23 protein-coding genes are annotated in these 25,248 nt (G+C 45.5%); 13 read left to right on the top strand and 10 right to left on the bottom strand.

The annotated features are described in order from the left end of the window. Positions 1-248 precede the first annotated feature (248 nt). Entirely contained in the window at positions 249-3,065 is a 2,817-nt protein-coding gene (carB, locus tag KE626_RS13845) for a carbamoyl-phosphate synthase large subunit (RefSeq protein WP_211973513.1), read from the bottom strand. 388 nt (positions 3,066-3,453) lie between these two features. On the opposite strand from carB, the gene KE626_RS13840 reads away from it, so the two are divergent. Genes KE626_RS13840 through KE626_RS13830 form a run of 3 tightly spaced genes read left to right on the top strand, consistent with a single transcriptional unit; the run spans position 3,454 to position 5,331 of the window. Then, a complete protein-coding gene (locus tag KE626_RS13840) occupies positions 3,454-3,696 on the top strand; it encodes a hypothetical protein (protein ID WP_211973512.1) in 243 nt (80 codons plus the stop codon). A gap of 50 nt (positions 3,697-3,746) precedes the next feature. Further along, positions 3,747-4,673 carry an MbnB/TglH/ChrH family RiPP precursor modification enzyme gene (locus tag KE626_RS13835; RefSeq protein WP_211973511.1) on the top strand — a complete coding sequence of 309 codons (927 nt, stop codon included), beginning with the start codon at positions 3,747-3,749 and terminating at the stop codon, positions 4,671-4,673. 4 nt (positions 4,674-4,677) lie between these two features. Beyond that, complete coding sequence (locus KE626_RS13830) at positions 4,678-5,331, top strand: hypothetical protein (protein WP_211973510.1); 654 nt, start codon at positions 4,678-4,680, stop codon at positions 5,329-5,331. A gap of 2 nt (positions 5,332-5,333) precedes the next feature. On the opposite strand, the gene KE626_RS13825 is transcribed toward KE626_RS13830, so the two are convergent. Further along, positions 5,334-6,491 (bottom strand): MFS transporter, encoded by a 1,158-nt coding sequence (locus KE626_RS13825; protein ID WP_211973509.1) that lies wholly within the window; start codon positions 6,489-6,491, stop codon positions 5,334-5,336. Between the two features lie 27 nt (positions 6,492-6,518). Beyond that, positions 6,519-7,265 (bottom strand): DeoR/GlpR family DNA-binding transcription regulator, encoded by a 747-nt coding sequence (locus KE626_RS13820; RefSeq protein ID WP_211973508.1) that lies wholly within the window; start codon positions 7,263-7,265, stop codon positions 6,519-6,521. Positions 7,266-7,348: 83 nt separating this feature from the next. Between KE626_RS13820 and KE626_RS13815 the strand changes: the two genes are divergently transcribed. Next, positions 7,349-7,885, top strand: a complete 537-nt coding sequence (locus KE626_RS13815) for a 5' nucleotidase, NT5C type (RefSeq protein ID WP_211973507.1) — start codon at positions 7,349-7,351, stop codon at positions 7,883-7,885. Between the two features lie 13 nt (positions 7,886-7,898). On the opposite strand, the gene KE626_RS13810 is transcribed toward KE626_RS13815, so the two are convergent. Next, positions 7,899-8,498, bottom strand: a complete 600-nt coding sequence (locus KE626_RS13810) for a helix-turn-helix domain-containing protein (protein WP_211973506.1) — start codon at positions 8,496-8,498, stop codon at positions 7,899-7,901. Positions 8,499-9,003: 505 nt separating this feature from the next. Here KE626_RS13810 and KE626_RS13805 point away from each other — a divergent pair. The 4 genes from KE626_RS13805 to KE626_RS13790 all read left to right on the top strand — a co-directional run bounded on the left by KE626_RS13805 (position 9,004) and on the right by KE626_RS13790 (position 13,719). Further along, positions 9,004-9,279 (top strand): hypothetical protein, encoded by a 276-nt coding sequence (locus KE626_RS13805; protein WP_211973505.1) that lies wholly within the window; start codon positions 9,004-9,006, stop codon positions 9,277-9,279. 254 nt (positions 9,280-9,533) lie between these two features. Continuing rightward, positions 9,534-10,679: a tetratricopeptide repeat protein gene (locus KE626_RS13800; protein ID WP_211973504.1), complete on the top strand. Its 1,146-nt coding sequence runs from the start codon at positions 9,534-9,536 to the stop codon at positions 10,677-10,679. A gap of 109 nt (positions 10,680-10,788) precedes the next feature. Further along, complete coding sequence (gene acs / locus KE626_RS13795; protein ID WP_211973503.1) at positions 10,789-12,702, top strand: acetate--CoA ligase; 1,914 nt, start codon at positions 10,789-10,791, stop codon at positions 12,700-12,702. A gap of 75 nt (positions 12,703-12,777) precedes the next feature. Then, positions 12,778-13,719: an alpha/beta hydrolase gene (locus tag KE626_RS13790; protein WP_211973502.1), complete on the top strand. Its 942-nt coding sequence runs from the start codon at positions 12,778-12,780 to the stop codon at positions 13,717-13,719. Between the two features lie 175 nt (positions 13,720-13,894). Here KE626_RS13790 and KE626_RS13785 read toward each other — a convergent pair whose 3' ends face one another. The 6 genes from KE626_RS13785 to KE626_RS13760 all read right to left on the bottom strand — a co-directional run bounded on the left by KE626_RS13785 (position 13,895) and on the right by KE626_RS13760 (position 20,608). Continuing rightward, the gene (locus tag KE626_RS13785; protein ID WP_211973501.1) at positions 13,895-14,461 is read right to left on the bottom strand and encodes a L,D-transpeptidase family protein; all 567 of its coding nucleotides are present in this window, start codon (positions 14,459-14,461) and stop codon (positions 13,895-13,897) included. 117 nt (positions 14,462-14,578) lie between these two features. Next, positions 14,579-17,518 carry a M16 family metallopeptidase gene (locus KE626_RS13780; RefSeq protein ID WP_211973500.1) on the bottom strand — a complete coding sequence of 980 codons (2,940 nt, stop codon included), beginning with the start codon at positions 17,516-17,518 and terminating at the stop codon, positions 14,579-14,581. 154 nt (positions 17,519-17,672) lie between these two features. Then, positions 17,673-18,020, bottom strand: a complete 348-nt coding sequence (locus tag KE626_RS13775; RefSeq protein WP_211973499.1) for a hypothetical protein — start codon at positions 18,018-18,020, stop codon at positions 17,673-17,675. 29 nt (positions 18,021-18,049) lie between these two features. Further along, positions 18,050-18,994, bottom strand: a complete 945-nt coding sequence (locus tag KE626_RS13770) for an outer membrane beta-barrel protein (protein ID WP_211973498.1) — start codon at positions 18,992-18,994, stop codon at positions 18,050-18,052. Positions 18,995-19,013: 19 nt separating this feature from the next. After that, entirely contained in the window at positions 19,014-20,084 is a 1,071-nt protein-coding gene (locus KE626_RS13765; protein ID WP_211973497.1) for an anti-sigma factor family protein, read from the bottom strand. A 38-nt stretch (positions 20,085-20,122) separates the two neighbouring features. Then, positions 20,123-20,608, bottom strand: a complete 486-nt coding sequence (locus KE626_RS13760; RefSeq protein ID WP_211973496.1) for an RNA polymerase sigma factor — start codon at positions 20,606-20,608, stop codon at positions 20,123-20,125. Positions 20,609-20,989: 381 nt separating this feature from the next. Here KE626_RS13760 and kbl point away from each other — a divergent pair, with 381 nt between their 5' ends. The 5 genes from kbl to KE626_RS13735 all read left to right on the top strand — a co-directional run bounded on the left by kbl (position 20,990) and on the right by KE626_RS13735 (position 25,128). Beyond that, the gene (kbl, locus tag KE626_RS13755) at positions 20,990-22,177 is read left to right on the top strand and encodes a glycine C-acetyltransferase (protein WP_211973495.1); all 1,188 of its coding nucleotides are present in this window, start codon (positions 20,990-20,992) and stop codon (positions 22,175-22,177) included. Positions 22,178-22,226: 49 nt separating this feature from the next. Next, positions 22,227-23,036: a class D beta-lactamase gene (gene blaOXA / locus KE626_RS13750; RefSeq protein ID WP_211973494.1), complete on the top strand. Its 810-nt coding sequence runs from the start codon at positions 22,227-22,229 to the stop codon at positions 23,034-23,036. Between the two features lie 4 nt (positions 23,037-23,040). Further along, positions 23,041-23,211 (top strand): hypothetical protein, encoded by a 171-nt coding sequence (locus KE626_RS13745; protein WP_211973493.1) that lies wholly within the window; start codon positions 23,041-23,043, stop codon positions 23,209-23,211. Between the two features lie 94 nt (positions 23,212-23,305). Beyond that, positions 23,306-24,325: a VWA domain-containing protein gene (locus KE626_RS13740; RefSeq protein ID WP_211973492.1), complete on the top strand. Its 1,020-nt coding sequence runs from the start codon at positions 23,306-23,308 to the stop codon at positions 24,323-24,325. 11 nt (positions 24,326-24,336) lie between these two features. After that, positions 24,337-25,128: a tetratricopeptide repeat protein gene (locus KE626_RS13735; protein ID WP_211973491.1), complete on the top strand. Its 792-nt coding sequence runs from the start codon at positions 24,337-24,339 to the stop codon at positions 25,126-25,128. Positions 25,129-25,248 lie beyond the last annotated feature (120 nt).

Genomic DNA, 25,248 nt, shown 5'->3' with positions numbered 1-25,248 from the left:
GCTCTGTTGTTTTAGGTATTAGCTTGTTAGCAGTTAGCTTTTAGTAAAAGCGAAGACATAAATAAAAGCCATCGAAGCGATGATAACACGCTCCGATGGCTTTTTTGTTAAATATTGACGGCTATTGGCTTGTTAATTTTTAGCAACAGCAACACATAAACAAAAGCCATCGAAGCGACGATAACACGCTCCGATGGCTTTTATTGTTAAATATTACCTGGTAACAGCTAACCGCTAAAGGCTAACAGCTACTTCGATAGATACATACTTTTTTCTTTGAACAATTGTCTGAAATAAGGATCACGCAGATCTTTAATGAAGCGGATGGCTTCACCGGTTGATTTCATTTCAGGTCCGAGTTCTTTGTTTACGCCGGGGAATTTATTGAAAGAAAATACAGGCTCCTTGATAGCAAAACCGGTAAGTTTCTTTTCAATGGTAAAGTCTTTCAACTTATTGGCGCCGATCATTACCTTGGTGGCAATGTTCAGGTAAGGTACCTGGTAAGCTTTGGCAATAAACGGTGTAGTTCGTGATGCGCGTGGATTGGCTTCAATCACAAATACATTACCATCTTTAATGGCAAACTGTATGTTAATGAGGCCGCGGATATTCAATGCACGTGCAATCTTTTCTGCGTAGTACTCCATCGTGGTTACTTCGATCGGCGACAGGTTGAAAGCCGGCAGTAATGCATGGCTGTCACCGCTGTGGATACCGGCTGGTTCAATATGCTCCATTACACCCATTACATGGAAGTCGGTGCCATCAAAGATACCATCTATCTCTGCCTCCTGGCAACGATCCAGGAAGTGATCAATCAATATTTTGTTGCCTGGTAAATGTCTCAGCAAACTCAGTACAGATTCTTCCAGCTCCTCTTCATTGATAACGATCCTCATACGCTGACCACCTAATACATAGGAAGGACGCACCAGTACAGGGTAGCCAACTTCCTTCGCCACATCAATCGCATCGTCGGTGTTGTAGGCGGTACCATATTTAGGATAAGGAATACCCAGTTCTTTCAGCATATCGGAGAAACGGCCACGGTCTTCTGCAATATCCATGTTATCGAAAGAAGTACCGATGATTTTCACCCCGTTTGCTTCCAGTCGTTTGGCGAGTTTCAGCGCGGTTTGTCCACCCAGCTGAACGATCACGCCTTCCGGTTTTTCCAGCTCAATGATCTCCCACAGATTCTCCCAGAACACCGGCTCGAAGTATAATTTATCGGCCATGTCGAAATCGGTGGATACTGTTTCCGGGTTACAGTTTACCATGATTGCTTCATATCCGCAATCCTGGATCGCCTGCAGACCGTGTGTACAGCAGTAGTCGAACTCAATACCCTGACCAATCCTGTTTGGACCGGAACCAAGTACAACGATCTTCTTCCTGTCGCTAACCTTGCTTTCGTTTTCGGTATCAAAAGTAGAATAGAAGTAAGGTGTTTTCGCTTCAAACTCTGCGCTGCAGGTATCTACCATTTTGAAGGTGCGGCGAATCCCCAGTTCCTTACGTTTGGCATATACTTCATCTTCATCGCAGTCGCCAAAGAGAACAGACAGCTGTGCATCGGAGAAGCCCATTTTCTTGGCGTCTTTCAGCATTTCCAGCGGAACGCTCTGCAGGTCATGCTCCAGCAGTTGCTTCTCCAGGTTTACGATATCCTGTATCTGGTGCAGGAACCAGCGGTCGATGAAAGTAAGCTGATGGATATGTTTTACGGATACTCCTGCCATCAAAGCATCTTTGATACGGAATATACGATCCCAGGTAGGGCGTTTCAGTTTTTCAACCAGCTGCTCGCTCTTCATGAGTGATTTACCGTAGTAACCCAAACCGAGTGCGTCGTTTTCGAGGCTCTGGCAGGCTTTCTGCAGCGCTTCAGGGAAAGTGCGGCCAATAGACATCACCTCTCCTACTGATTTCATTTGCAGTCCCAGGGTATCATCAGCTCCTTTGAATTTATCAAAGTTCCAGCGTGGCATTTTTACGATAACATAGTCCAGCGCCGGTTCAAAGAAGGCAGAAGTTGTTTTGGTGATCTGGTTTTCCAGTTCGTCCAGTGTATAACCTATTGCCAGTTTAGCGGCAATTTTTGCAATCGGGTAACCGGTTGCCTTGGAAGCCAGGGCAGAAGAGCGGCTTACACGCGGATTAATTTCAATCGCAATCAGCTCTTCGTTTTCCGGATTCAGGGAAAACTGCACATTACAACCTCCGGCAAAGTTGCCGAGGTCGCGCATCATCATCATCGCTTTGTTACGCATGTCCTGGAAAGCGGTATCGCTCAGGGTCATGGCAGGCGCTACTGTGATGGAGTCCCCGGTGTGAATACCCATCGGGTCCAGGTTTTCCACGGTACAGATGATAACTACGTTGTCATTTTTATCGCGCAATAATTCCAGTTCATATTCTTTCCATCCGAGTACGGCTTTTTCTACCAGTACCTCGTGAATTGGAGAAGCTTTCAAACCACGGTCCAGGGCTTCATCCAGGTCATCTTTACTGTGTACGAATCCTCCACCGGTACCACCAAGGGTAAAGGAAGGACGGATTACCAGCGGGAAGCCTATTTCCTGTGCAAACTCTTTTCCTTCCAGGTAGGAGTTGGCTGTTCTGGCAGGAGCAACCGGTATACCCAGTTGAATCATCCATTGACGGAACTGTTCCCGGTCTTCCGCTTTGTCGATCGCTTTGATATCAACTCCGATCAGGCGAACGTTGTTCTTTTCCCATATTCCCAGTTCGTCTACTTCCTTACATAGGTTCAGCGCAGTCTGGCCGCCCATTGTAGGCAATACAGCATCTATCTGGTTTTCTTCCAGGATCTGCTCAATGCTTTCCACGGTCAGTGGCAGCAAATAAACCTTATCGGCCATCATAGGATCCGTCATGATGGTAGCCGGGTTGGAATTAATCAATATCACTTTAATTCCTTCTTCCCGCAGCGAACGTGCTGCCTGGGAACCGGAATAGTCAAATTCGCAAGCCTGACCAATAATAATGGGTCCAGAACCGATAATGAGTACAGATTTGATAGATGAGTCTTTTGGCATTTGTGTAATCTATTGAAAATGAAAAACCAAATTGATTTTCCTGCCGTATGAGGGAACAAAAAAATCGTGCAAAGTTACGTGATTTGAAATTTATAAAGCGAAAATAATTTTGTTTGGGGCGAAGTTTTTTTGCGGGCAGTGTTAAATACACTAAGTTTTACATGGGATAAATGTTGCATTTGAAGCCAGCTGGCAATGCTGTTAACCACTATATTTTCCGTATAAATACTTATCAAGTTTTCCCAATATTACCCTACCTTTATTATCCGCAGTCAGCAAACTGCACAACCCCAAAAGACTGGCACTAAACACTACAACAGCCCTGCCCGCAGGGAGTTACTGCATTTCGTTTTCAACAAACATTTTACACCCCCAAAAATCAAATGTCATGCGTACAGCTGAAGTACATTATGGTGATAACGGCCATGTAGATCTCGCCGTTCCCAAAGGCACCAAACTGGAAGAACTCACCAAGTTACAATCTATGGTGATCAAACAAATTAACCCCCGTGGCTGCCAGGCTTGTCTGTCCGGCGTTCACTTCAACATCCGGGAAAAACTGGAAGAAGTGATTAAAGTGGATCTCGACAAAATGGCTGTCATCAAAGACATTGCTGCCACTCACCGTTAATGCTGTTACACCGTCCCGGCACCACCGGGACGGTTATTAAACTACTTACCATGTCACAAGTCATATCATCAGCCAGGGTAGGTCACCTTTACCAGCAAAGCATACCTCAACTGGGTGTTGGATTGCTGTACAACCCCTCCCTTGAATTATACCTGGATGCCTGCCCCGACACCTGCGACTATGTGGAAATTATCCCGGACATGTTCTGGACCGACCGTGGAAGCCGCCAGCCCGAACGATTTGAAGAGATAGAGTCCTGGATGAAAGTGCTCGACAAAATCGCCGCACAGTATCCGCTTACTTCTCACAATATCTCCTATTCCCTTGGCAGTGCGGGTATCTTCGATAAAACCTACCTGCAGAAAATGAAGGAATGGCATGCGCGCTACCAGTTTAAATGGCATAGCGATCACCTGTCTTTTGTAAAAGTACATAACGATCAACAGGAAGAACATAACGCGGGACTGGCAGTTCCCGTGCCGTATGATTATGAAGTACTGGACATGATAGGTGGCAGGATAAATGCCATCAAACGCGTTATCAGCACCCCTTTCCTGGTAGAAAACAATGTTTACTTTATTGACCTGCCCGATCAGGAATTAAGTGAAACCGCTTTCCTGAATGAGCTGTCGCACGATACCTCCTGCGGACTGCTGCTCGACATCCATAACGTATATACGAACGCGGTAAATCATCATTTCGACCCCAAACAATTTATTGCACAACTTGAGCTGGACAAAGTCATCGAAATCCATATTGCAGGCGGCAATGAGCTGGGCGGCATGTATACCGATTCACACGCAGGTCCTTGTCCCCCGGCGGTTTGGGAGCTTCTCGATTATACGTTACCGTTAGTACCCAATTTATGTGGTATTACTTTCGAGTTTCACGAATCATATTTTCACCTGTTGCAATTCGACGGTATTACCCGTGAGTTGAACAGGGCGAAAGCAGCCTGGAACCTTTATCATACCTGAAGCTATGTCACTCTTATCATTTCAGAAAGCTTTAACAGACCTGATTGCGTCCCCGCAATTATGCCTGCAGATGCGCAACAACCCGTCCGCTCTGCTGTCACGGTACGACCTTACCCCTCGTGAACAGGCGCGTTTGCAAGCCGTGGTCCACCAACCCGGCATGTCTGTTAGCTGTACCCTGTATCGTGTAAACAGGATCACCCCTATTTATACGATGCTTCCCTATACCTGCTTTTTATTGGGTGCCGCGTTGGTGCCACTGGCAGAGGAATTCTGGGAAATCAGCTACCGATCAGACCTGCAGTTTAAGCGGGAGATCACCATCTTTGGCGAATTCCTGTTGGATAAATTAAAAAGTGACGCGATCGAAAACCCTTATCTGCGGGAGATTGTAACCATGGAACTGGCTATTAACGAATTGAATTTTTTACCACGGGAAGCATTACTGGATGCCGCCGTTGAGGATGGCGTATTACATCCGCTCATCAGGCTGGTGCCTTTTGATCATCCGCCGGAAGCCTTACTCACTGTGCTCGCCGGCATGCAGCAGCCCGATATGGAAGACAACAGGGGAAACTATTTACTGATGATAGATCACCGGGAAGAAGAAATTTCTTTCAGCACACTGCCCCACAAAAGCGGAGCAGTGGCTGTTTAAGTTTATATTTTTATCCTGGAAGACATCACCGCGATAGCAGCTCCCATTACTGCGATCATTGTAAAGGCAATGCCCAGGTTGGTGGCCTGTGCCACAAAACCGATCAAAGGAGGTCCGAACAGGAACCCCATAAATCCGATGGTAGATACCGTGGCAATAGCCATCCCCGGAGGTATGCTGGTAGACTTTCCGGCAGCGCTGTATACCAGCGGCACTACCGCCGATACACCCGCACCTACCAGCATGAAACCAAATGTTGCCGCAAGGAAATACGGAAATACAACGGCCACCAGCAAACCCGACGCCGTCAGAAAGCCACTTATCAACAGCATCTTTTTAACGCCAAACCTGGTTGTCAGGTAATCAGCGACAAAGCGTCCGGAAGCCATGGTACTCATAAAAGCGGCATATCCAACACCAGACAATCCATCTCTCACCGCTATCACTCTTCTGAAATAAATCCCACTCCAATCAAACATCGTTCCTTCACATATCATGGAACACATAGCAATAATACCCAGTATCAGCAACAGGTTATCAGGTTTTGTAAACAGCGCATGCGCGTTGTTTTCGTTGGGCACCCGCATCACCAGCCTGTTCATGGTGAGCAGGATCAGCATCCAGGAAACCCCGGCAATAATAAGAAAATGATATACAGGAGCCAGGTGCAATCCGGACATCCAGCCGCCAAATGCCGCGCCGGTAAAGCCGGCAACACTCCATAGGCCATGGAAGGAGGCCATAATAGACCTGTTATAAATAGCTTCCACACCCACCGCCTGCGTGTTTACCGCCACATTGGCCATGTTGCCGCAAAAGCCAAACAGCACCAGGAAAATACTCAACGCCCAGGTGGTATTAGCCAAACCCAACGTGGGCAAAACCGCCGCATAAGCCACTGCTGCAACCAACAGTACCTGGCGGCTGCCATATTTGGAGATCAGCACTCCTGAAATGGGCAGGGAAATTACCGAACCCACCGGCAGCGCCAGCAACAAACTTCCCAACCCGGCATCATTGAGATGCAGGGTTTGCTGAATGTCGGGAATACGGGAGGCCCAACTGGAAAAACACAGCCCGGTCAGAAAAAATAAGGCACTCACCGCAATGCGGGTAGCTCTTTTATTATTAATCATCGATATCGACAGATCCTGTAGCATCTTCGGTTAAGATAAAAATTAAACTGATCAGATCACCTGTATACCCAGGTTAATATATGGTTTTAATGAAGGCAAGTCCGGATTATCCGTAATAATGGTATCCAGCCCGGTAATATCACACACTTTAAAAGGCTCTGCAGTGCCCATTTTATCGCTGGTGGCGAGGGCGATCGTTTTGTTTGCCGATCCCACCATGGCACTTTTCACATCCGCTTCCCCAAGATCCAGGCCGGTAACTCCCGCATCCGGATGCAGGCTGCAGATCCCAAGAAAACAAATATCCGCCCGCAACTTTTCCAGCATACGAATGGTATCCATTCCTCCTGCTGTTTGCGAATCCTTACCAATTAATCCGCCTGTAAAAATTACTTCTATTACCGGATGTTCTATTAGCTGCGCCACAATAGGTACACTGTTCGTGATCACCCGGATATGCAGATTGGCCGGAAATAATTTGGCCAGCATTAATGTAGAGGTACCGCCATCCAGGATAATGGTTTGTCCATTGTGCAGATAAGTCAATGCTTTACCGGCTATATGTTTCTTATCGTCTTCATGATATTGAATACGCTCCTTGAAAGAATAAGGATTGGGTGAGTGCGGAATCGCTCCACCCCGTACTTTAATGAGTTGCCCGTTCTGCGCCAGGGATTCCAGGTCTCTCCTAACCGTATCTTCCGATACCTGCAAATCGCTGCTAAGCTCCGCCTGCAGTACCTTATGATCGGTTTGCAGCTTTCTCAGGATATAATCCAGCCTTTCCTCTTTCAACATGTTCATGCCATTTTGTGCAATATTATGAAATATTTTGCAACAATCTGCAAATTATAGCATAACTTTGCAAAAAACAGCAAAATATGGCAAGAATAGCAATCGACATGGACAATGTAATGGCAGATCTGACACAACATCTGCTGAATGTATATGAAAAAGAGTACAGCGAAGTGGTAGACCCGGAAAGTTTAAACAACATACCGGAAGGAAGCGCTTTCCCGGAAGGAGTAGCATTAAAAATATTAAGCGCACCGGGGTTCTTCAGAAATATTCCTGTAATGGCAGGCAGCCAGGAAGTGGTAAAGGCGCTATGTGAAAAACATGAAGTATTTGTAGTGTCTGCAGCCATGGAATTCCCGTTATCACTGGCGGAGAAACTGGCCTGGCTGAACGAGCATTTTCCTTTTATCAGCTGGCGCAATATCGTATTCTGCGGCTCCAAAACTATTGTGGAAGCAGATTACATGATAGATGACCACGACAAAAACCTTAGCAGCTTTAAGGGCACGCCATTATTATTCACAGCACCACATAACCTTCCCCTCACGGAATATAAAAGAGTCAACAACTGGGAAGAAGTAGCGGAATACTTTGCGGTAAGTAATGTGGAAACCGTTTAGGAATGGGTTAATTTTAATCGTGTTGCTTGCGGTAGGCAGCCAGTTCTTTCTTTACCTGCTGCAATTCGTCTTTAAGGGCAGCATTACTTTTCAGTAACTGGTTATATTCTTCCAGCTGTTTGTAATACTTCTCTCTCAACAACATCATTTCCTCGGAGTCGGTGGCCCTGGACTCCTGTACCGTACCCGGGTTCAGAAAGGCGTCTACCCCCATATCAAGGCCTTTGGCCACCCGCTCCAATTCGTCGGGAGAAAAATTTTCCTTTTCAAAAAGATTATACATCGTCCGGCGGCTCATATCCAGGCGGCCGGCGAGTTTGCTTTTATTCAGGCCTTTTTCTGCAATTACATTTTGCAGTCGCTCGCCATGATGAATATTTTTACCATTAGCCAGCTGCATTGCGCCATTCCATCTTATAAACTCATCAGGCGTAATACCGATAAGTGAGCAGAAACGCTCCATGGTAGCCCTTTTCATATCGCTTTTCCGCAAATGATAATGCGCTATCTGATTAGTAAAACCAGCCATGCTTGCGAAGTCCACAATCTTTATTTTCTTCTGCTTCAAGATCTGTTTCAACCTGTGACCCATGTGTATAAGACTCGACTGCATCCTTTACATTTTAAATTATGATGCTACGTACAAGGCTGTTGCCTGTCGTATTACCGTATAATTTAACAATTAATATTTCATTTTGTAAATAAAACCATCAATTTAACAAAAAAAATATAAGTCTGTAAACGGCGCTGGTAAATATTTGTCCGGCCTAACAGTAAAGGATATACGCAAAAAAACAACAATAAATATTTATCAATTTGATCACACAAAAAGTACTATGATATTGATCCTGCAAATCACCTCATTAATGCGTAAGGGATACACAGCAAATACATTAAAAATATTCCTAAATAACGCGTTATAAATCTATCCAAATGCTTTACCATAAAGGGTTACACGAATCATTATTTTTTTTAAAGAAAGTAAGATTTTATAATTATAAATTGCATGATTATAAATATATTTGCTTACACTCAAACATAACTTTTAAAATATGATTCATTTTATTATCAATTCATTTTGTTAACCATATCCAATAATTAAGAAAACATTACCCACTATGAGTAAAGAACCAATAAATGTGTTACTTGACATTCACACACAGTTTTCCAGTTTACCTGTTATTTTCAGAGAAAGAGTTTGTGAAGAATGTAATTGGAGCACACCTACTTTCTACCGCAAAATGCGGGGAAAAGACAGGCCCAATTCGAATGAAAAGGGAAAAATAATTCCTGCACTCAGCAACGCGGAAAAACAAAAAATCATCGAGATTATGGAAGAAGTCTATAGTTCAGGTGCCAATTACCTGGGAAAATATGAAAGGTCTTCCAGGTAATATCCTTATCATTCATCCGCTGTCTGTAGAAACATTTTCCGGAAAACGACTTATTTCATCTGTAAAGCCTTGTACCCCACCCCGGGTTTACAAGGCTTTACATTTATCTCCTCCAACCTCCATCGCCAGACCAGCTCTCCTGCTCCTAACCAGCTTCAGATCTTCTATTTATTTCTACAGCAGATTTTTCTAAATCAACTAAGTTTTTCTTTTTAAAACTAAATTCTTAGTTTTAAGGTACAAACCATCTTATTATGCGTCATCTTCTAACCCGCTTATTTGCCGTTATATTGCTGGTCGCTTCCGGTAAAGCCGCTACCGCACAGCAACCCATAGACCGTACCCAGCTCATGGAATACCTGCAAAACCAACAATATGAGAGCGCCATCAGCTACCTGCAGCCCAGGGTCCGGAACAACGATATTGCGCAAATATCATTATTGGCGTATACCTATTACCTGTCGGGAAAAACAAAAGACGCCATGACTCAATACGAGCGGGTGTTGCAGCTGGATAGCAACAACATAATAGCGCATCAATACCTGGCCGGCATGTGTATGCAAATGGAAAGCCCGCTCCCCGCTATACTGCACTATAGGGAAATTATACAGCGCCAGCCCAACAACGCCAATGCGTATAAACAAGGCAGTTTCGCCTGTTTTATAGCCCAGCAACCCGATACGGGATTTGTATGGCTTCAAAAAGCATACGCTCTCAACCCCGCGGATCCCAAAGTAACCGCCCGCCTCGGGGAAGAATGGATTGAAAGAGAGCAGTATGCGCGGGCCGATAGTATACTCCGTTCCTTTCTGCAAAAGGATTCCCTGCAGCCAACGGTGATCATGACCGCGGTAAGATCTGCCTGGTTCCTGAAGGACTATACCCGCTGCACTACCCTCGGCATACAACTCATGGATATGAAAATTATTTCTCCCAATACCTTCAGCTTTGTAACAGCAGCCTGGTATATGCTAAAGAAATATCAGCAATGTATTGCCGTATATGAATACCTGCTGGCCAACAGGGCCCAGGCTGAAAATATTATGTATTACGCAGCGCTGGCTTATACGGAACTCAAAAATTATGATGCCAGCAATGAATTACTCACCACCTGCATAGACCTCGCCACCTCCAAAAGCCTGGATAGTTATTACAGTGGCAAATCGACGAATTATGAAGGGCTCCATCAATACAAAGCCGCCGTAACAAATCTTGACACCGCCTATTACCTTTCCCATAAGCCGTTACGCCAGTACAGCATTGGCCGTATTTATGATGTGCATCTTAAAAATAAACCACAAGCCCTTCTTCACTATAAACGCTTTATGAAAACAGCCGATACTGCCGATCCTAAAGAAGCGGATATTTACAAATACCTCCGCTCCTATGTTGAAAAATAATCCGCTTTTAACATGTTTTTTTAGATTATTTCTACCAAACCATCTGGTTTTTCTTAAATTTAAAGCCCGTTAGCAAAATGTACTTAACCAAATAAACAATTACGGTGCTATGTCGTACCCATACCAGATCAAGAGTATTGAAGATTATCAGCAGGCTTATCAACAAAGTGTAATTGACCCGGAAGGCTTCTGGGCCAATGTGGCAGACCATTTCTACTGGCGTCGCAAATGGGATAAGGTATTGGACTGGAATTTTAAAGACCCGGAAATCAAATGGTTTACCGGTGCAAAACTGAACATCACAGAAAACTGCCTGGATCGTCACCTGGGCACATTGGGCAATACACCCGCCATCATCTGGGAGCCTAACGATCCGGAAGAGCACCATCGTATTATTACCTACCGCGACTTATACAATAAGGTTTGCCAATTTGCGAATGTGTTAAAAAACAACGGCGTAAAGAAGGGAGATCGTGTATGTATATATATGGGAATGATTCCTGAACTCGCCATAGCGATACTCGCCTGCGCCCGTATAGGTGCCGTACACTCCGTTGTATTCGGTGGTTTCAGCGCTCAGTCTATCGCCGACAGGATACAGGATGCACAATGCAGTCTCGTTATCACCTGCGATGGCGCCTACCGTGGAGCAAAGGACATTCCGCTGAAATCCGTTATGGACGATGCTCTGATGGCTTGTCCTTCTGTAAAAAAAGTAATTGTTTGTACCCGCACCCGTACGCCGGTAAGTATGCTGAAAGGCAGAGACCTGTGGTGGGAAGATGAAATTAAACAGGTAGAAACCATGGGCAATCCTCCCTGCCCAGCTGAGGAAATGGATGCAGAAGATCTGCTGTTCATCCTTTACACATCCGGCTCTACCGGCAAGCCTAAAGGCGTGGTACATACCTGCGCCGGCTATATGATATACGCCAACTACACGTTTGTAAATACTTTCCAGTACCAGCCCGGCGAAGTGTATTTCTGCACCGCCGATATCGGCTGGATCACCGGACACAGCTACATCGCATACGGACCACTCAGCGCAGGCGCCACCACCCTCATGTTTGAAGGGGTGCCTACCTACCCTGATGCCGGCCGCCTCTGGGAAATTGTAGATAAATTCAGGGTAAACACCCTCTATACCGCTCCCACAGCGATACGCAGCCTCATGAGCTATGGACTCGGCCCTGTTAATCATAAAGACCTCAGTTCCCTGAAAAAGCTGGGCAGCGTTGGTGAACCCATCAACGAAGAAGCATGGCATTGGTTTAAGGATAATATCGGAAAAGGTAAATGCCCGATCGTAGATACCTGGTGGCAAACAGAAACCGGTGGTATCATGATCACGCCGATTGCCGGTATTACCAAAGAAAAACCAGGTTATGCCACCCTCCCCCTCCCGGGTGTGCAACCGATACTGGTAGATGAAAATGGTAAAGAACTCAAAGGCAACGGCGTAAGCGGTAACCTTTGTATTAAATTCCCATGGCCGGGTATGCTGCGCAGCACTTACGGCGATCATGAACGTTTCCGCAAAACATATTTCTCCACTTACGAGAACCTCTACTTTACAGGTGATGGCTGTTTGAGGGATGAAGACGGTTACTATAGAATTACCGGCCGCGTAGATGATGTGCTCAACGTAAGTGGTCACCGTATCGGTACCGCAGAAGTGGAAAACGCTATTAACATGCACGCCGGCGTAGTAGAAAGCGCTGTAGTGGGCTATCCTCACGATATTAAAGGACAGGGTATATACGCCTATGTGATCATGGAGCGCTTAACACATGACCTGGAATTAACGAAAAAAGATATTGCACAAACAGTGGCCCGCATTATTGGCCCTATCGCCAAACCGGATAAGATACAGATCGTTGGTGGTTTGCCTAAAACGCGTTCCGGCAAAATCATGCGTCGTATTCTCCGTAAAATCGCCGAAAACGACCTGGATAATTTAGGTGATATTTCTACCCTGCTGGATCCTTCAGTTGTAGAGGAAATCAAGAAAGGGAAACTGTAAATATTATTGAAATTTCAGATGAAGGGATGCCGGAATAAATTCCTGCATCCCTTCCTTATAAATGAATAAACCTGCATGAAACGTTTCCTCAAAAGGTTAGCCTGGACCTGTCTTTCCCTGTTCCTCTTACTCAATATCATCGGGGCATTCCATGCCTGGAAATTCACTCATTTTTACGATGAAGGTGGTCGAAAAAACAAGCTGCCGGAGCAGATGAATGCGGGAGAAAAACTACGCACTATCCTGTTCGGTGTCAGGATTGCCAAATCCGTTACCGCACAGCACCCGGTGGTGCCATATGAAACAGTACTGCTGCATACGCAGAACGGACTACGCCTGGAAGGCTGGTGGATACCCGTAAATGCAGCCAAAGGCACCGTTATTTTGTTTCATGGCTATAATGGTAACAAAGGCTCCCTGTTTCCGGAGGCGGGTCGTTTCAGGGCCCTGGGGTACAATACCTTTTTATTGGATTTCCGGGCACATGGCAATAGTGAAGGACTTACGTGCAGCGTAGGCTATAAGGAAGCAGAAGATGTAAAACTGGCCTGGGATTATGTCCAACAAAAAAGCCCCCGGCCAATTGTATTGTGGGGCGTGAGCATGGGTGCAGCCGCTATTTTAAAGGCCGTGCCGGAGTACAGCCTTACCCCTCAGAAGGTGATCCTCCAATGTCCGTTTGCCACGCTTACAGATGCCGTAAAAAGCCGCATGCGTTCCGTTCACTTACCTGCATTTCCCTTTTCCCAGATCCTTACTTTCTGGGGAGGCATGGAGCAAGGCTTCTGGGGGCCGGGCTTTAAACCGGAAAGCTATGCCAGGCAAATACATATGCCGGTATTATACTTCTATGGACAACAGGATATCCGGGTAACGCCCACCGAAACCCAGGCTGTATTTTCACACCTGGGAACCTCACAAAAAAAGCTGCATATTTTTCCGCGGGCCGGACACCAATCTTTCTGCGGAAAAGATTCCACTGCCTGGATGAGGGAAGTAACCGCTTTTTTACAATAAAAAAGCGCGCACCATACGAGTGGAGCGCGCTCTTCACAGGATCTGACCCGCAGTTTTATATTTGAGTCATGGTGCAGCGGCGCTGCGCCATTAGATGCCATCGAATGATTATCGGATGTAAATTACAACGGGCGCCTGCCACCTGGAGTCACCCGGATAATTATCCGCAAAAATCTTACCGGCGTATCACTACAGGTGTTCCTACTTTTAATACATCATACAATTCATTCACATCTGCATTTTTCATACTAATGCAGCCAAGGGTCCAGTTAATTCTCCCTTCCACATAATTATCCCGGATACCGGAATTATACTCTACGCCGTGTATACCTATTCCGCCGCCAATAGTGGCGTTGGCAGATAATAAACCCTCTGACTGCCGCTCATGAAACCGTTGCCAGGACACCTCGTTGGGATAGTCCAGCAACATAAACCGGCTCCAGCTTTTATCTGCTCTTTTGCTCAAAATATGAAAGGTGCCCTCCGGCGTTCTGCGATCACCTTCCACTTGCTTGTCTGTTTGGTCGCGGTTACCAAATACCACTTTGTAGATCTTTCTTAACGTCACATCTTCATATACATACAAACGGTAATCACTTTTATCTATCAGCAGGAAAACTTTGTCCGGATCAATGTTGGCAGCGTTCAACCGTACACTATACAAATCAGATTCGTTGATAAATCCACTTAGCGGTAGCAGCAACAGGACGGCTACCAACCAGTAATGACAACACTTCTTCATAGGGAGTAATAAATATGCAGATAACGCAGAAGGAGAATAATTTATTGTTCAACGGACTTATACAAATGCAAAGGCACAGAGAATAATCCCTGTGCCTTTGTGTTTTATGTGCAGTAATTAGTATCCGAAAATTTCTTCGAGCGAAAGTTTTTTCACTTCTCCATATTTCTTCAACTCGTCGGCAGGCACTTTCTTTTCAGAAGCAACAATGCAATAAGTATAGGGCTTATTAGCCAGGTACTGATCGTGGAATTTCTTCACTTCATCAAAGTTCATTTTGTCGATAGATTCATACACCTGTTTGCGGATATCTGTATTCAGACCCAGTTTCTGCGCAGCCAGGTAGCTGAATATAATACCGTCGTTGGTGATACGTTCTGTTTCGATATCCTGTTTCATGCCTTCTTTAGCGGTTTCCAGCAATTTGTCGGCCCGTGGCATATCGTTAAGCAGTTCGTTCATTCCAACAATCGCATCGGGCATTTTATCAGCCTGGCTGCCAACGTAAGCCATGATAGAATAGCGATCTGCTTTCTTATCCGGAGATGCATAGAAAGCATAAGTAGAATAAGCCAGCGCTTTGGATTCGCGGATGGTTTGGAACACAACAGATCCCATACCGCCGCCAAAATAGCTGTTAAACAATGATACAATACCTGTTTTTGCAGGATCATATACATCTGAATTCCTCAGCCAGTTTACCTCTGTTTGCACCATATCATAGTCGGCAAACAGTACCTGGTTTTTCTGCTGATCGTCTTTCACAAATTTCACTGCTGCCGGAACAGCTTTAAAGCTGGCAGGAATGGTATGCAGTTTTTTCACTTCAGCGGCTGCGGTAGTCAGCGACTCAGGACCCCAGTAAATGACAGTATGTTTATACGTTGGCAGTTCATGCAAAATATTCGTGAGTTCTGCAGCAGTGATACCGTCCAGATCAGACTGGCTTAACTGGTTGTTGAACGGATTTTTAGCACCGTACATCGCATAGTTCATTACCCCTTTCATGATAGCCGACTTATTCAGTTTACTATCTGTACGCGCTTTCAGCAGACGGCCTTTCAGGGCTGCCAGTGCTTCTTCATTTGGCTTGCAGTTGGCAATGATATGCTCAAATAAAGTAACGGCTTTATCAAAATTTTCCTGTAAACCACTGATGGTAATAGTGGTATTTTCTGAAGTAGCGGCTACACTGAAGTTGCAGGCAATATTGTAAAATTCTTTGCTGATCTGCTCAGAAGTATATTTATCTGTGCTCAGGAATTGCAGGTATTGCGCTGCCAGCGGAAGTTTTTTATCATTCCAGCTACCCATGTCAAAACGATAGTACAGGCGGAAAAGACCATTATCTTTGTTCTGTACGTACATCATATCTGTGTTGCCCAATGATGTTTTCTGAATATCCTTTTCGTAGTCCAGCCACTGTGGTTTTACCGGTGTGGCGGGCATAGCGGCAACTTTCTGCAGGAAAGAAGACTGTGCTTCGCGGTTCACTTCTACCGGTGTGATGGATGGTTTCTCTACTTTCTGAATGTTCTTGTCTTCGCCTTTGCGTTTGTAAACAATGACATAGTTGTCCTGGAGATATTTATTGGCGTAGTCCACCAGCTGCTTCTTGGTAACGGTGCCCATGTCATCTACATAAGCCACGTCGTATGCCCAGTTCTGGCCTCTGCTTTTAATGAATCCGTCCATCAGGGCGGTGGCGCGGTTGTTGTTGCTTTCCAGGCCCTGCAGTTCGCTGAGTTTGGCGTTGTTTACAATCGCCTTTACCAGGGATTCATCAAAATCACCTTTTTTCAGGATATCCAGTTGGCCCAGCAACAGTACTTTTACGTCTTCCAGTGTCTGCCCTTGTTTGGCCTTACCGCTGAGGGAGAAAATGGAGTAATCTTTCAGTCCCATTACACCGGCATTGGCGTTGAGGACTTTCTGTTGTTTATTGATATTCAGATCCAGTAAACCCGCTTTACCATTTTCCAGGATAGCCGACATTACACCAAGCACCAGGTTGGATTTGGTATCCAGGGCGCCGGGCATTCTGAAAACGATATCTACGCTTTCCGCATCAGGTCCGAATACTTCTTTTACAATCGGCGCCTTGATCGGCGCTTCCGGGGCAGGTTTGTATTCCTTTACCGGTTTGGTTTTCATGTAACTGAATTTATCATCGATCGATTTGATCACATAATCAGGATCAAAATCGCCCGCCATTACTACGGCCATGTTGTTGGGCACATAGTATTCATTATAAAACTGGCGAATGGCCTTCAGGTTTGGATTTTTAAGATGTTCTACGGTACCGATGGTAGACTGCTGACCATAGTTATGGGTAGGAAACAGGGCAGCGAGCATTGTTTCATATACTTTGCGGCCATCGTTATCAAGTCCGCGGTTCTTTTCTTCGTACACAGCTTCCAGCTCAGTATGGAAAAGGCGGAAAACGGGGTCGCGGAAACGTTCAGCCTGCACGGTGAGGTATTTATCGATCGCATTGGAAGGAATATCTTCCTCATAGATCGTTTCCTCTACCCAGGTGTGGGCATTAGTGCCCTGGGCGCCCATTCCGGACATCATTTTATCATATTCGTTAGCGATAGCGAATTTGGCAGCAAGACCGGAAACGCTGTCGATTTCGCGGTACACCGCCTTGCGTGCAGCCGGATCAACGGTTTTGTTGTATTTATCATACAGATCGGAGACCTGGTCTATCAATGGCTTTTCTTTTGCCCAGTCGAGGGAACCGAATTGCTGGGTACCTTTAAAAAGCAGGTGCTCCAGGTAGTGGGCCAGACCTGTATGATCTTTCGGATCATTGTCGCTGCCAGCGCGGGTGCCTATCAGTGTTTGGATACGCGGGTCTTTTTTGTTAACGCTAAGGATAACTGTAAGGCCGTTTTTCAATGTGTAAAAACGTGCCTTCATGGGATCGTTGGAGATGTACTTATAGGTGTAACCGCCTGAAGTAGCCTCCTTCCATTGGTATTTTCCCTGGGCTCCGGCTGTTTTCAACGAGCAGGCAAACAGGAATAGTAATACGACTCTTTTAAGACTCATACAATAGTTGGTTTTTTGAATTTATACTGTCAAATATACCGGAACTGCAAAATAAATAGCGCGAAAAAGAGCGGGAATTGTATGAGCGGTAGAAGCACGGGGGTTACAACCGATTGTTCGACCGGTAGTAATCTTGACAAGATAGCTGATTTAATCAGGGGGTAGTATTGTTGTATATGGAATATTTTCCTTTCACCACTGCCAGGTTAAACAACAGGGAATCGACTGTTGTATATTCCGGATCACCGGACTGCTTTTTCACGCGATTTCTGCTCCTGGGATGCAGCGCCACCAATGGCGCAGGTGTAACCGGGTTACTGCTCACCCGGGAGATATAATGTGCGGGCATGGTAGCCGGGAGTATGGCCACGGGCAATTGCCGGGGCTGATAGTTCGGGGTAATACCATTTTCTTCGAGTCGAACGCCTAACAAACGTTTCTCACAGGAATGAATCCATGCAATACAACCAATACACGTCATCAATGCAACAAAAGAACGCATAAACACTATTTAGGACTGGCTAAAAAGACTTAAAAACCGTTCAACCGGATACCAATTGAAAACGGATACTGTTGTAACCCATAATCATGTAAGGCTGTCAGGGCAAAGTTTGCGTACAGCTTCACCGGACCATAGCCCAGCTCGCTGGTTAACCCAAAACGCCATTTATTAAGATTAAAGTCGTCGGTTTTTCTCACTTTTCCTCTTTCCTCACTTACCTGTTTTGTTCTGGATTTCAGGAGATAACCACCAGAGACACCAATACTCGCCTGAAATGCACGACTCGGGCGAGCGGGGTTAGAATTAAAATTAAGCATTACCGGTACGGATATGTATTCGGCAAATAACTTATTCTTGGAGAATTCTACGGAATCCCTGATTATCTGTGTAGGATATCCCGGTAAATAAGTGATGCTCCGGGCATACCTGTAGTTATTCATCTCTAATCCTAAAGCATATAACAAGTTAAGTTTGTGTTTTGTTAAATTAAGTCGCTGTTCAAAAATCCAGATATTAAAATTGATCGATTTTCCGGTGATAAGTTTAAATTCCGATGGTGTTAAAGGCTCGCTGGCTTCCCGGGGAGCGAAGGTAGCCAGTCCGGCGGCAGAGTAATCGTAAGATTTGGCCACCGGAGACGACACGGCACCATTATAGTAGGAAGTAGTGTTGGGGTAATAATTGATGAAACTGGCGCCATTATAGTCGCTGCGGTCAATGTAGTTATTAAACCCGAGGTCGAATACGAACCACTTTGTTTGCAGGTTCTTTTTCAGCTTCTGGCGGGCATAAGCGGTATCACTATAAAATTTATAGCTGGTACGTCCTTTGTCATTCTTTCCTTTTATGATGATCAATCCCTTGATCTGTATGGTATCCGGTGTAGCCGGAGCCTTTGTTGTATCTGCCTTTTGCGCATGAGCCCACCCGCCACATAATACCAGTAACAAAATGAGTAAAATTTTATGCTTCATATGCTATGACCATGATTTATTATTTATTCCGTTTACGGGAAAAAAACTTAGCTACGTTGGTTACTTTATCAAGGATTTTGCTGTCGCTGCCGCTTACCGACATGATCAGTTCTCCCTGGATACCCGGTTGTTCTGTTACAGGGGCAACTTTATTACTAACGGAGTTACTTGCTACAGTGACATTGGATGCCAGCATTGGTTCTTTGTTTGTTTCCGGCTTCACTGCCGCTACCTGAACATTTCCAGCCTGTTGCAGGTGCTGTTCCACTACCTCATCCATTGAATTACGCGGTGACGGCAGCTGTGAAATAACCGGTGCATCGGCCTTTGGTGCTGTTGCGGCTACAACCGGATCAGCTGTTTTTCCAGAGTTGACTACAGGCGGGGCTAATTTCCGCCCGTGACTGGCGGCTGTTTTGTTATTTTTCGCCAGCGCCGGCTGATCTGTCCGGATATCAGCAGTGGCTGGTATTTCCGGAACAACGGTAGCCGGTGTCGGAACTGGAGTGGCATTTCCCTTCGGTGCTGTAACCGTGTTCGTATTGGTATGAGCCAACACTGGTGGTGTTTGTTGCGGCTGATGGCCAGCCGGCAGCAACCAGATAAGCAGGCCTGCCACCACGGCAGCAGCGGCTGCTCCCCATCCGATACGACGGTATACCGGGGAAATCCTCCGCTGTGCAGTTCTGTACAAGGATGCCTTATTTTCAAAAACCACACTGGTATCCGGCGTTAATTTCGCTGCCTGCAAGAGCAATAACTCGTTGCGGGCGACCGGATGCTGCGCCAGGTATGTCTGTAAGGTTTGTTCTTCGGCCGGAGTAAGTTCTCCGTCGATATAACCCAGCATTAGTTCCTCGTAATCCACTACATCCACAGATGTAGTTTTGTATAAAGACGCTTTATTTTCAAATACGATCTTCTCATCCGGCATCAGGCGGGTACCTTCCAGCAGGTCCAGCTCCTGTTTGAACTGTGGATGTTTGTCCAGGAACAACTGTAGTGCAGCCTGTTCTGCCTCGTTCAGCTCACCATCGATGTAACTGAGGAGGTAGGATTCGTAGTTTGATATGTTAATCTCTATTGACAACTATCTAATTTATTATTAGTCTTCTATTTATTATAATATTATATAACGTTTTCCATTTTCACCAGGTAATTCTTGAGGTGTATCCTGGCCCGGTGCAGGTAAACTTTTACCTGGGATGGATTCAGGTTCATCATTTCCCCTATTTCCTCATAAGAATAACCTTCATAGTCCTTTAGCATCACCAGGGAACGCTGTACCTCACTCAATTTGGACAATGCCCTTTCTATCACCTCTTTTGCGTTATGTATCTTATGGTCCGAAACTTTTTCTTCATCCTTAAACTGGTCTACCAGTGTTATCCGCTTTACCTTACGCACATGGTCTATCATATTGTGGTAGCCGACTGTAAACAGGTAGGACTTTGCCTTTTCAAAAGGCACGTCCTGGCAGTGCTTCCACAATATTTCGAATGAATTCTGTACTACGTCTCTGGCATCTTCCGCATGCTCCAGATTTTTAACGATAAAGCGGAATAAATTGTCCGAATACAGATCCACGCATTTATTGTACTCCTTTTCCGTCATTCCGGTGGTGCGGGATTTTAGTGCTAAGTTCCGACAAATACTTTAATACCCATCATTGACAATATCCATTATTGTTACCCACACCAGCTCTAAAATCCGAAAAATCATTGCACACAGTTGTAGTAACAGTTCCTTTCAAACTGATCATCAACCCTTTACCCAGTATACTCTTTTAGCATCTCTCATTCAAAGGATCGTTGTTCAGTTTTTCACTTCATGGCAGTTATAATCATGATAGTACTATGACGGAGCGCAACGGGCAAATGTTACACCTGGGTCAAACTTTTTGCTTATCCGGTCGTTAGTCCTGCAGGCCATAAATAATCGTAATACATTTATTGCCATAACTTTGGTACATCCAATTAAAATATTGCAATTTTTATGAATGAAAAGTTTATAACCCGTTTACGGGAAGAACTCGGTGATATCAACAAGGCCGGCTTGTATAAGAGAGAGCGTATTATTACATCTGAGCAGGGCGCTGAAATACAGGTTGGAGGCAAAACCGTTCTTAACTTTTGCGCTAATAACTACCTGGGGTTATCATCTCACCCTGCCGTGGTAAAGGCTGCCAAGGATGCCATAGATACCCATGGTTACGGTATGAGCAGTGTCCGCTTTATTTGCGGTACGCAGGACATTCACAGGGAACTGGAAGAAAAGATCTCAAAATTCCTTGGTACAGAGGATACAATTTTATATGTAGCGGCATTTGATGCCAATGGTGGTGTGTTCGAGCCTTTGTTCAATGAACAGGATGCCATCATTTCCGATGCGCTGAACCACGCCTCTATCATTGACGGGGTTCGTCTTTGTAAAGCACAGCGTTTCCGCTATGAGCATAATAATATGGCTGACCTGGAAGCCAAACTGCAGGAGGCGAAAGACTGCCGCAGCCGCATTATTGTTACAGACGGATCTTTCAGCATGGACGGTACCATTGCCCAGCTGGACAAAATCTGTGACCTGGCCGACAAATACAACGCGATTGTAATGTCTGATGAGAGCCATTCTTCCGGCTTCCTCGGCAAAACAGGCCGTGGCACCCACGAATACCGCGGTGTAATGGGTCGGGTAGATATCATCACCGGCACACTGGGTAAAGCCCTGGGCGGTGCTTCCGGCGGATTTACCAGCGGTCCGAAAGAGGTGATCGACATTTTGCGCCAGCGCAGCCGTCCTTACCTGTTCTCCAACTCAGTGGCACCCAGCATTGTAGGAGCTTCTATTGCCGTACTGGACATGCTGAGCGAAACCACCGAACTGCGTGACAAACTGGAATACAACACCAAATATTTCCGCACCAAAATGACGGAAGCCGGATTTGATATTAAACCCGGTGATCACCCCATTGTACCGGTAATGCTGTATGATGCTGTACTGAGTGCCCAGTTTGCAGATAAATTACTGCAGGAAGGCATTTACGTAATCGGCTTCTTCTTCCCGGTAGTACCAAAGGGACAGGCCCGTATCCGTGTTCAGCTCAGCGCCGGTCATGAGCAGGCGCATCTCGACAGGGCTATTGCAGCCTTTACCAAAGTGGGTAAAGAACTGGGAGTGATTAAATAAAGCAGTCGCTTTTTTGCTACTTTTGCTGCTTATAATTTAATTAATCTTTATGCTGACGAAACGATTTGGCTGGATGTTATTCGCGATAGGCTTGTCTCTCGCCGCCTGCGCACCGAATAATGTAAAAGAGGAGAAGGACTGGGAGAAATATTTTGCCCAACACAAAGTGGAAGGCACTTTCATGTTATTCAATAACAGCCAGGGCGAATTCAAGGTATACAACCTGGAAAGAGCCAAAAAACGTTTTCAACCTGCATCTACATTTAAAATATTCAGTTCCCTTGTAGGGATACATACCGGCGTTATCAAAGATACCGGCATGGTAATTCCCTGGGATAGCGTAACACGGCAATTCCCCGCCTGGAACCAGGACCTGACCATGGCCCAGGCCTTTAGGTTGTCGGCGGTGCCGTATTTCCAGGAAGTGGCACGGCGCATTGGTCAGCCTACCATGCAGCTGTGGCTGGACTCCATCAAATACGGCAACATGAAAATTTCCAGGCTGGATACTTTCTGGCTGGATAATTCACTGCTGATATCTCCTGATGAAGAACTGGGTTTTGTGAAAAAACTGTACTTCGATCAGTTGCCTTTTGCCAAAACAACCATGAAAACCGTGCGTGATGTGATGCTCATGGAAAAAACGGCCAAATACGAACTATCCTATAAAACGGGTTGGGATTTTAACGACGTAAAAAAACTGGGTTGGGTAGTGGGCTGGATCGAGGAAAACAGGCACCCGACTTTCTTTGTGCTGAATATAGAAACAGAAGATCCGGCTATTGATATCCCCAAGGTTCGTATGGAGATTCTCCGGAATATTCTTACAGACGCAGGATACTTTAAAGGAGAAATGTAATTTTTTGTGCTCCGGCGATTGGGGTGGCGGACACCTCCGCTCTTCCCAATCGCCGGACAAATACCTGTCATTGCCTGGTTTCCAGCCTTATAAGCGCCGGCAACGCCTCCATCATACCACCACCGCCCTACTCATTGCGCTTCCTGACAACGGCCGATCGTTAAAAAAACGATAAAACCCCCTCTCTACGGCTTGCAATACGTCACAAAAAAATTATTTTTGATATCTTACCTGGTTTACTACCGGTAACGGATATCTTAAAATCGAATATGTTACGATTTCAGCATAGTGAATATTTATGGGCGCTGGTGCTCCTGTTGGTGTTACAGATAGCTTTCCTGGGCGTATCCTGGTGGAAACGCCGTTCTATACGCCGTATCGGGGATCAGGCACTCGTGGAAAAACTTTTTACCGGCTATTCCCGCAAACTGTTTGTACTAAAGTTCCTGCTTATTTTCCTGGCCTTCTTTTTCGGAGTGGTCGGACTGGCTAACCTGCAAAAAGGCAGCCGCATGGAAAAGATCACCCGTAAGGGCGTGGATGTAATGATAGCACTGGATGTGAGTAAGAGTATGCTCGCCACCGATGTGCAACCAGACAGGCTAACCCGTGCAAGACAGCTGATCAGCAAACTAATGGATAAGCTGGACAACGACCGCGTAGGTTTAGTGGTATTTGCCGGTAACGCCTACCTGCAAATGCCGCTGACAGTAGATTATTCTGCTGCTAAAATGTATCTCAGCACCGTATCGCCGGATATGATTCCTTCACAAGGTACCGCTATCGGGCAGGCCATACAGGTATCGGACGACGCTTTTAATAAGAAAGAACGTAAACATAAAGCGCTGATCATTATTTCGGATGGAGAAGATCATGATGAAACAGCCATCCAACGGACCAAAGCAGCCTTCGAAAATGGCGCAGTCACCAATACCATCGGTATAGGCTCTGTAGCCGGCTCCCCTCTCCCCGATCCGGAAACCGGCAGTTACAAAAAAGACCGGGAAGGTAATACCGTTATTTCCAAACTGAATGAAAACGAACTCAGATCTATTGCTGCAGCAGGTAAAGGCATCTATCAGCACCTCGACAATAATACAGATGATGTAGTGAATACGCTGGTGAGTAAAATCGACAGTATGGAACAGAAAGAGTTTGGCGAAAACGTGTTCACAGATTACAATAGCTATTTTCAATATTTCCTGGGCGTATGCCTGGCATTGCTGCTGATCGAATTTTTTATTCCTGAAGTACGTCACAAACGTACACCGGAAACGCCCACAGCATAATACAAGAACTCATGAAAATTACTTTTATAAAATATTGCTTTGTAACCGCGTCAGCCATGCTCTCCGGCATCATTGCCTTTGCGCAAAACGGTTCCAATAAGTATATCCGCAAAGGGAACGAGCTTTATCAGAAACAGCAGTTTACCGATGCAGAAGCCAATTATAAAAAAGCGCTGGAGCAAAATGCGCAGTCGGCCATTGGTAATTATAACCTGGGAAACTCATTATACCAGCAAAAACGCTACGATGATGCCCGGGCGCAATACGCCAACAGCCTGAAACTGGGCGATAAACCAGGCATTAAAGCCAACGCAGACTACAACATCGGCAACACCTTTATGGAAGGTAAAAAGTGGGAAGAAAGCATTAAATCCTACAAACAGGCATTGAAAATAAACCCTTCCGATGAAGACGCCCGCTATAACCTGGCTTATGCCCAGGCAATGCTGAAGAAACAACAGCAAGGCGGCGGTGGCGATGATAAGAAAAACAACAAGGACAAAAACAAAGACAAGAATAAAAACGATAAAAACAAAGACAAGGATAAGAACAAAGATCAGAATAAAGACCAGCAGGATAAAGACAAAGACAAGAACAAGGATCAGAACAAAGACCAGCAGAATAAAGACCAGGATAAAGGCAAGGATAAAGAAGACCAGCAGAAACCTGAACCACAGCCCAGCAAAATGAGCAAGCAGGAAGCAGAACGCTTACTGCAGGCACTGTCTCAGGAAGAAAAGAAGTTACAGGATAAAGCCAAGAAAGTGAAGGGACAGCCGGTATCAAACGAAAAGGACTGGTAAACATTTCATCCCTCATCATACATTCACATCCAGAAGTAAGTATACTTGCTTTTGGATGTTTTTTTTGTGGCATATGGTAACAAAAAAAACCGGAATAAGAGTATTCCGGCCGTTTTACCT

The sequence above is a fragment of the Chitinophaga hostae genome (assembly GCF_018224885.1).
Classification (GTDB): domain Bacteria; phylum Bacteroidota; class Bacteroidia; order Chitinophagales; family Chitinophagaceae; genus Chitinophaga; species Chitinophaga hostae.
The sequence above is the reverse complement of the archived record's forward strand: the minus strand, read 5'-3'. Positions and strand labels throughout refer to the sequence as shown.

Excerpts from the sequence above, each read along its gene's own strand:
- carB (WP_211973513.1), bottom strand. The coding sequence starts at position 3,065 with ATGCCAAAAGACTCATCTATCAAATCTGTACTCATTATCGGTTCTGGA.
- KE626_RS13840 (WP_211973512.1), top strand. The coding sequence starts at position 3,454 with ATGCGTACAGCTGAAGTACATTATGGTGATAACGGCCATGTAGATCTC.
- KE626_RS13835 (WP_211973511.1), top strand. The coding sequence starts at position 3,747 with ATGTCACAAGTCATATCATCAGCCAGGGTAGGTCACCTTTACCAGCAA.
- KE626_RS13830 (WP_211973510.1), top strand. The coding sequence starts at position 4,678 with ATGTCACTCTTATCATTTCAGAAAGCTTTAACAGACCTGATTGCGTCC.
- KE626_RS13825 (WP_211973509.1), bottom strand. The coding sequence starts at position 6,491 with ATGCTACAGGATCTGTCGATATCGATGATTAATAATAAAAGAGCTACC.
- KE626_RS13820 (WP_211973508.1), bottom strand. The coding sequence starts at position 7,265 with ATGTTGAAAGAGGAAAGGCTGGATTATATCCTGAGAAAGCTGCAAACC.
- KE626_RS13815 (WP_211973507.1), top strand. The coding sequence starts at position 7,349 with ATGGCAAGAATAGCAATCGACATGGACAATGTAATGGCAGATCTGACA.
- KE626_RS13810 (WP_211973506.1), bottom strand. The coding sequence starts at position 8,498 with ATGCAGTCGAGTCTTATACACATGGGTCACAGGTTGAAACAGATCTTG.
- KE626_RS13805 (WP_211973505.1), top strand. The coding sequence starts at position 9,004 with ATGAGTAAAGAACCAATAAATGTGTTACTTGACATTCACACACAGTTT.
- KE626_RS13800 (WP_211973504.1), top strand. The coding sequence starts at position 9,534 with ATGCGTCATCTTCTAACCCGCTTATTTGCCGTTATATTGCTGGTCGCT.
- acs (WP_211973503.1), top strand. The coding sequence starts at position 10,789 with ATGTCGTACCCATACCAGATCAAGAGTATTGAAGATTATCAGCAGGCT.
- KE626_RS13790 (WP_211973502.1), top strand. The coding sequence starts at position 12,778 with ATGAAACGTTTCCTCAAAAGGTTAGCCTGGACCTGTCTTTCCCTGTTC.
- KE626_RS13785 (WP_211973501.1), bottom strand. The coding sequence starts at position 14,461 with ATGAAGAAGTGTTGTCATTACTGGTTGGTAGCCGTCCTGTTGCTGCTA.
- KE626_RS13780 (WP_211973500.1), bottom strand. The coding sequence starts at position 17,518 with ATGAGTCTTAAAAGAGTCGTATTACTATTCCTGTTTGCCTGCTCGTTG.
- KE626_RS13775 (WP_211973499.1), bottom strand. The coding sequence starts at position 18,020 with ATGCGTTCTTTTGTTGCATTGATGACGTGTATTGGTTGTATTGCATGG.
- KE626_RS13770 (WP_211973498.1), bottom strand. The coding sequence starts at position 18,994 with ATGAAGCATAAAATTTTACTCATTTTGTTACTGGTATTATGTGGCGGG.
- KE626_RS13760 (WP_211973496.1), bottom strand. The coding sequence starts at position 20,608 with ATGACGGAAAAGGAGTACAATAAATGCGTGGATCTGTATTCGGACAAT.
- kbl (WP_211973495.1), top strand. The coding sequence starts at position 20,990 with ATGAATGAAAAGTTTATAACCCGTTTACGGGAAGAACTCGGTGATATC.
- blaOXA (WP_211973494.1), top strand. The coding sequence starts at position 22,227 with ATGCTGACGAAACGATTTGGCTGGATGTTATTCGCGATAGGCTTGTCT.
- KE626_RS13740 (WP_211973492.1), top strand. The coding sequence starts at position 23,306 with ATGTTACGATTTCAGCATAGTGAATATTTATGGGCGCTGGTGCTCCTG.
- KE626_RS13735 (WP_211973491.1), top strand. The coding sequence starts at position 24,337 with ATGAAAATTACTTTTATAAAATATTGCTTTGTAACCGCGTCAGCCATG.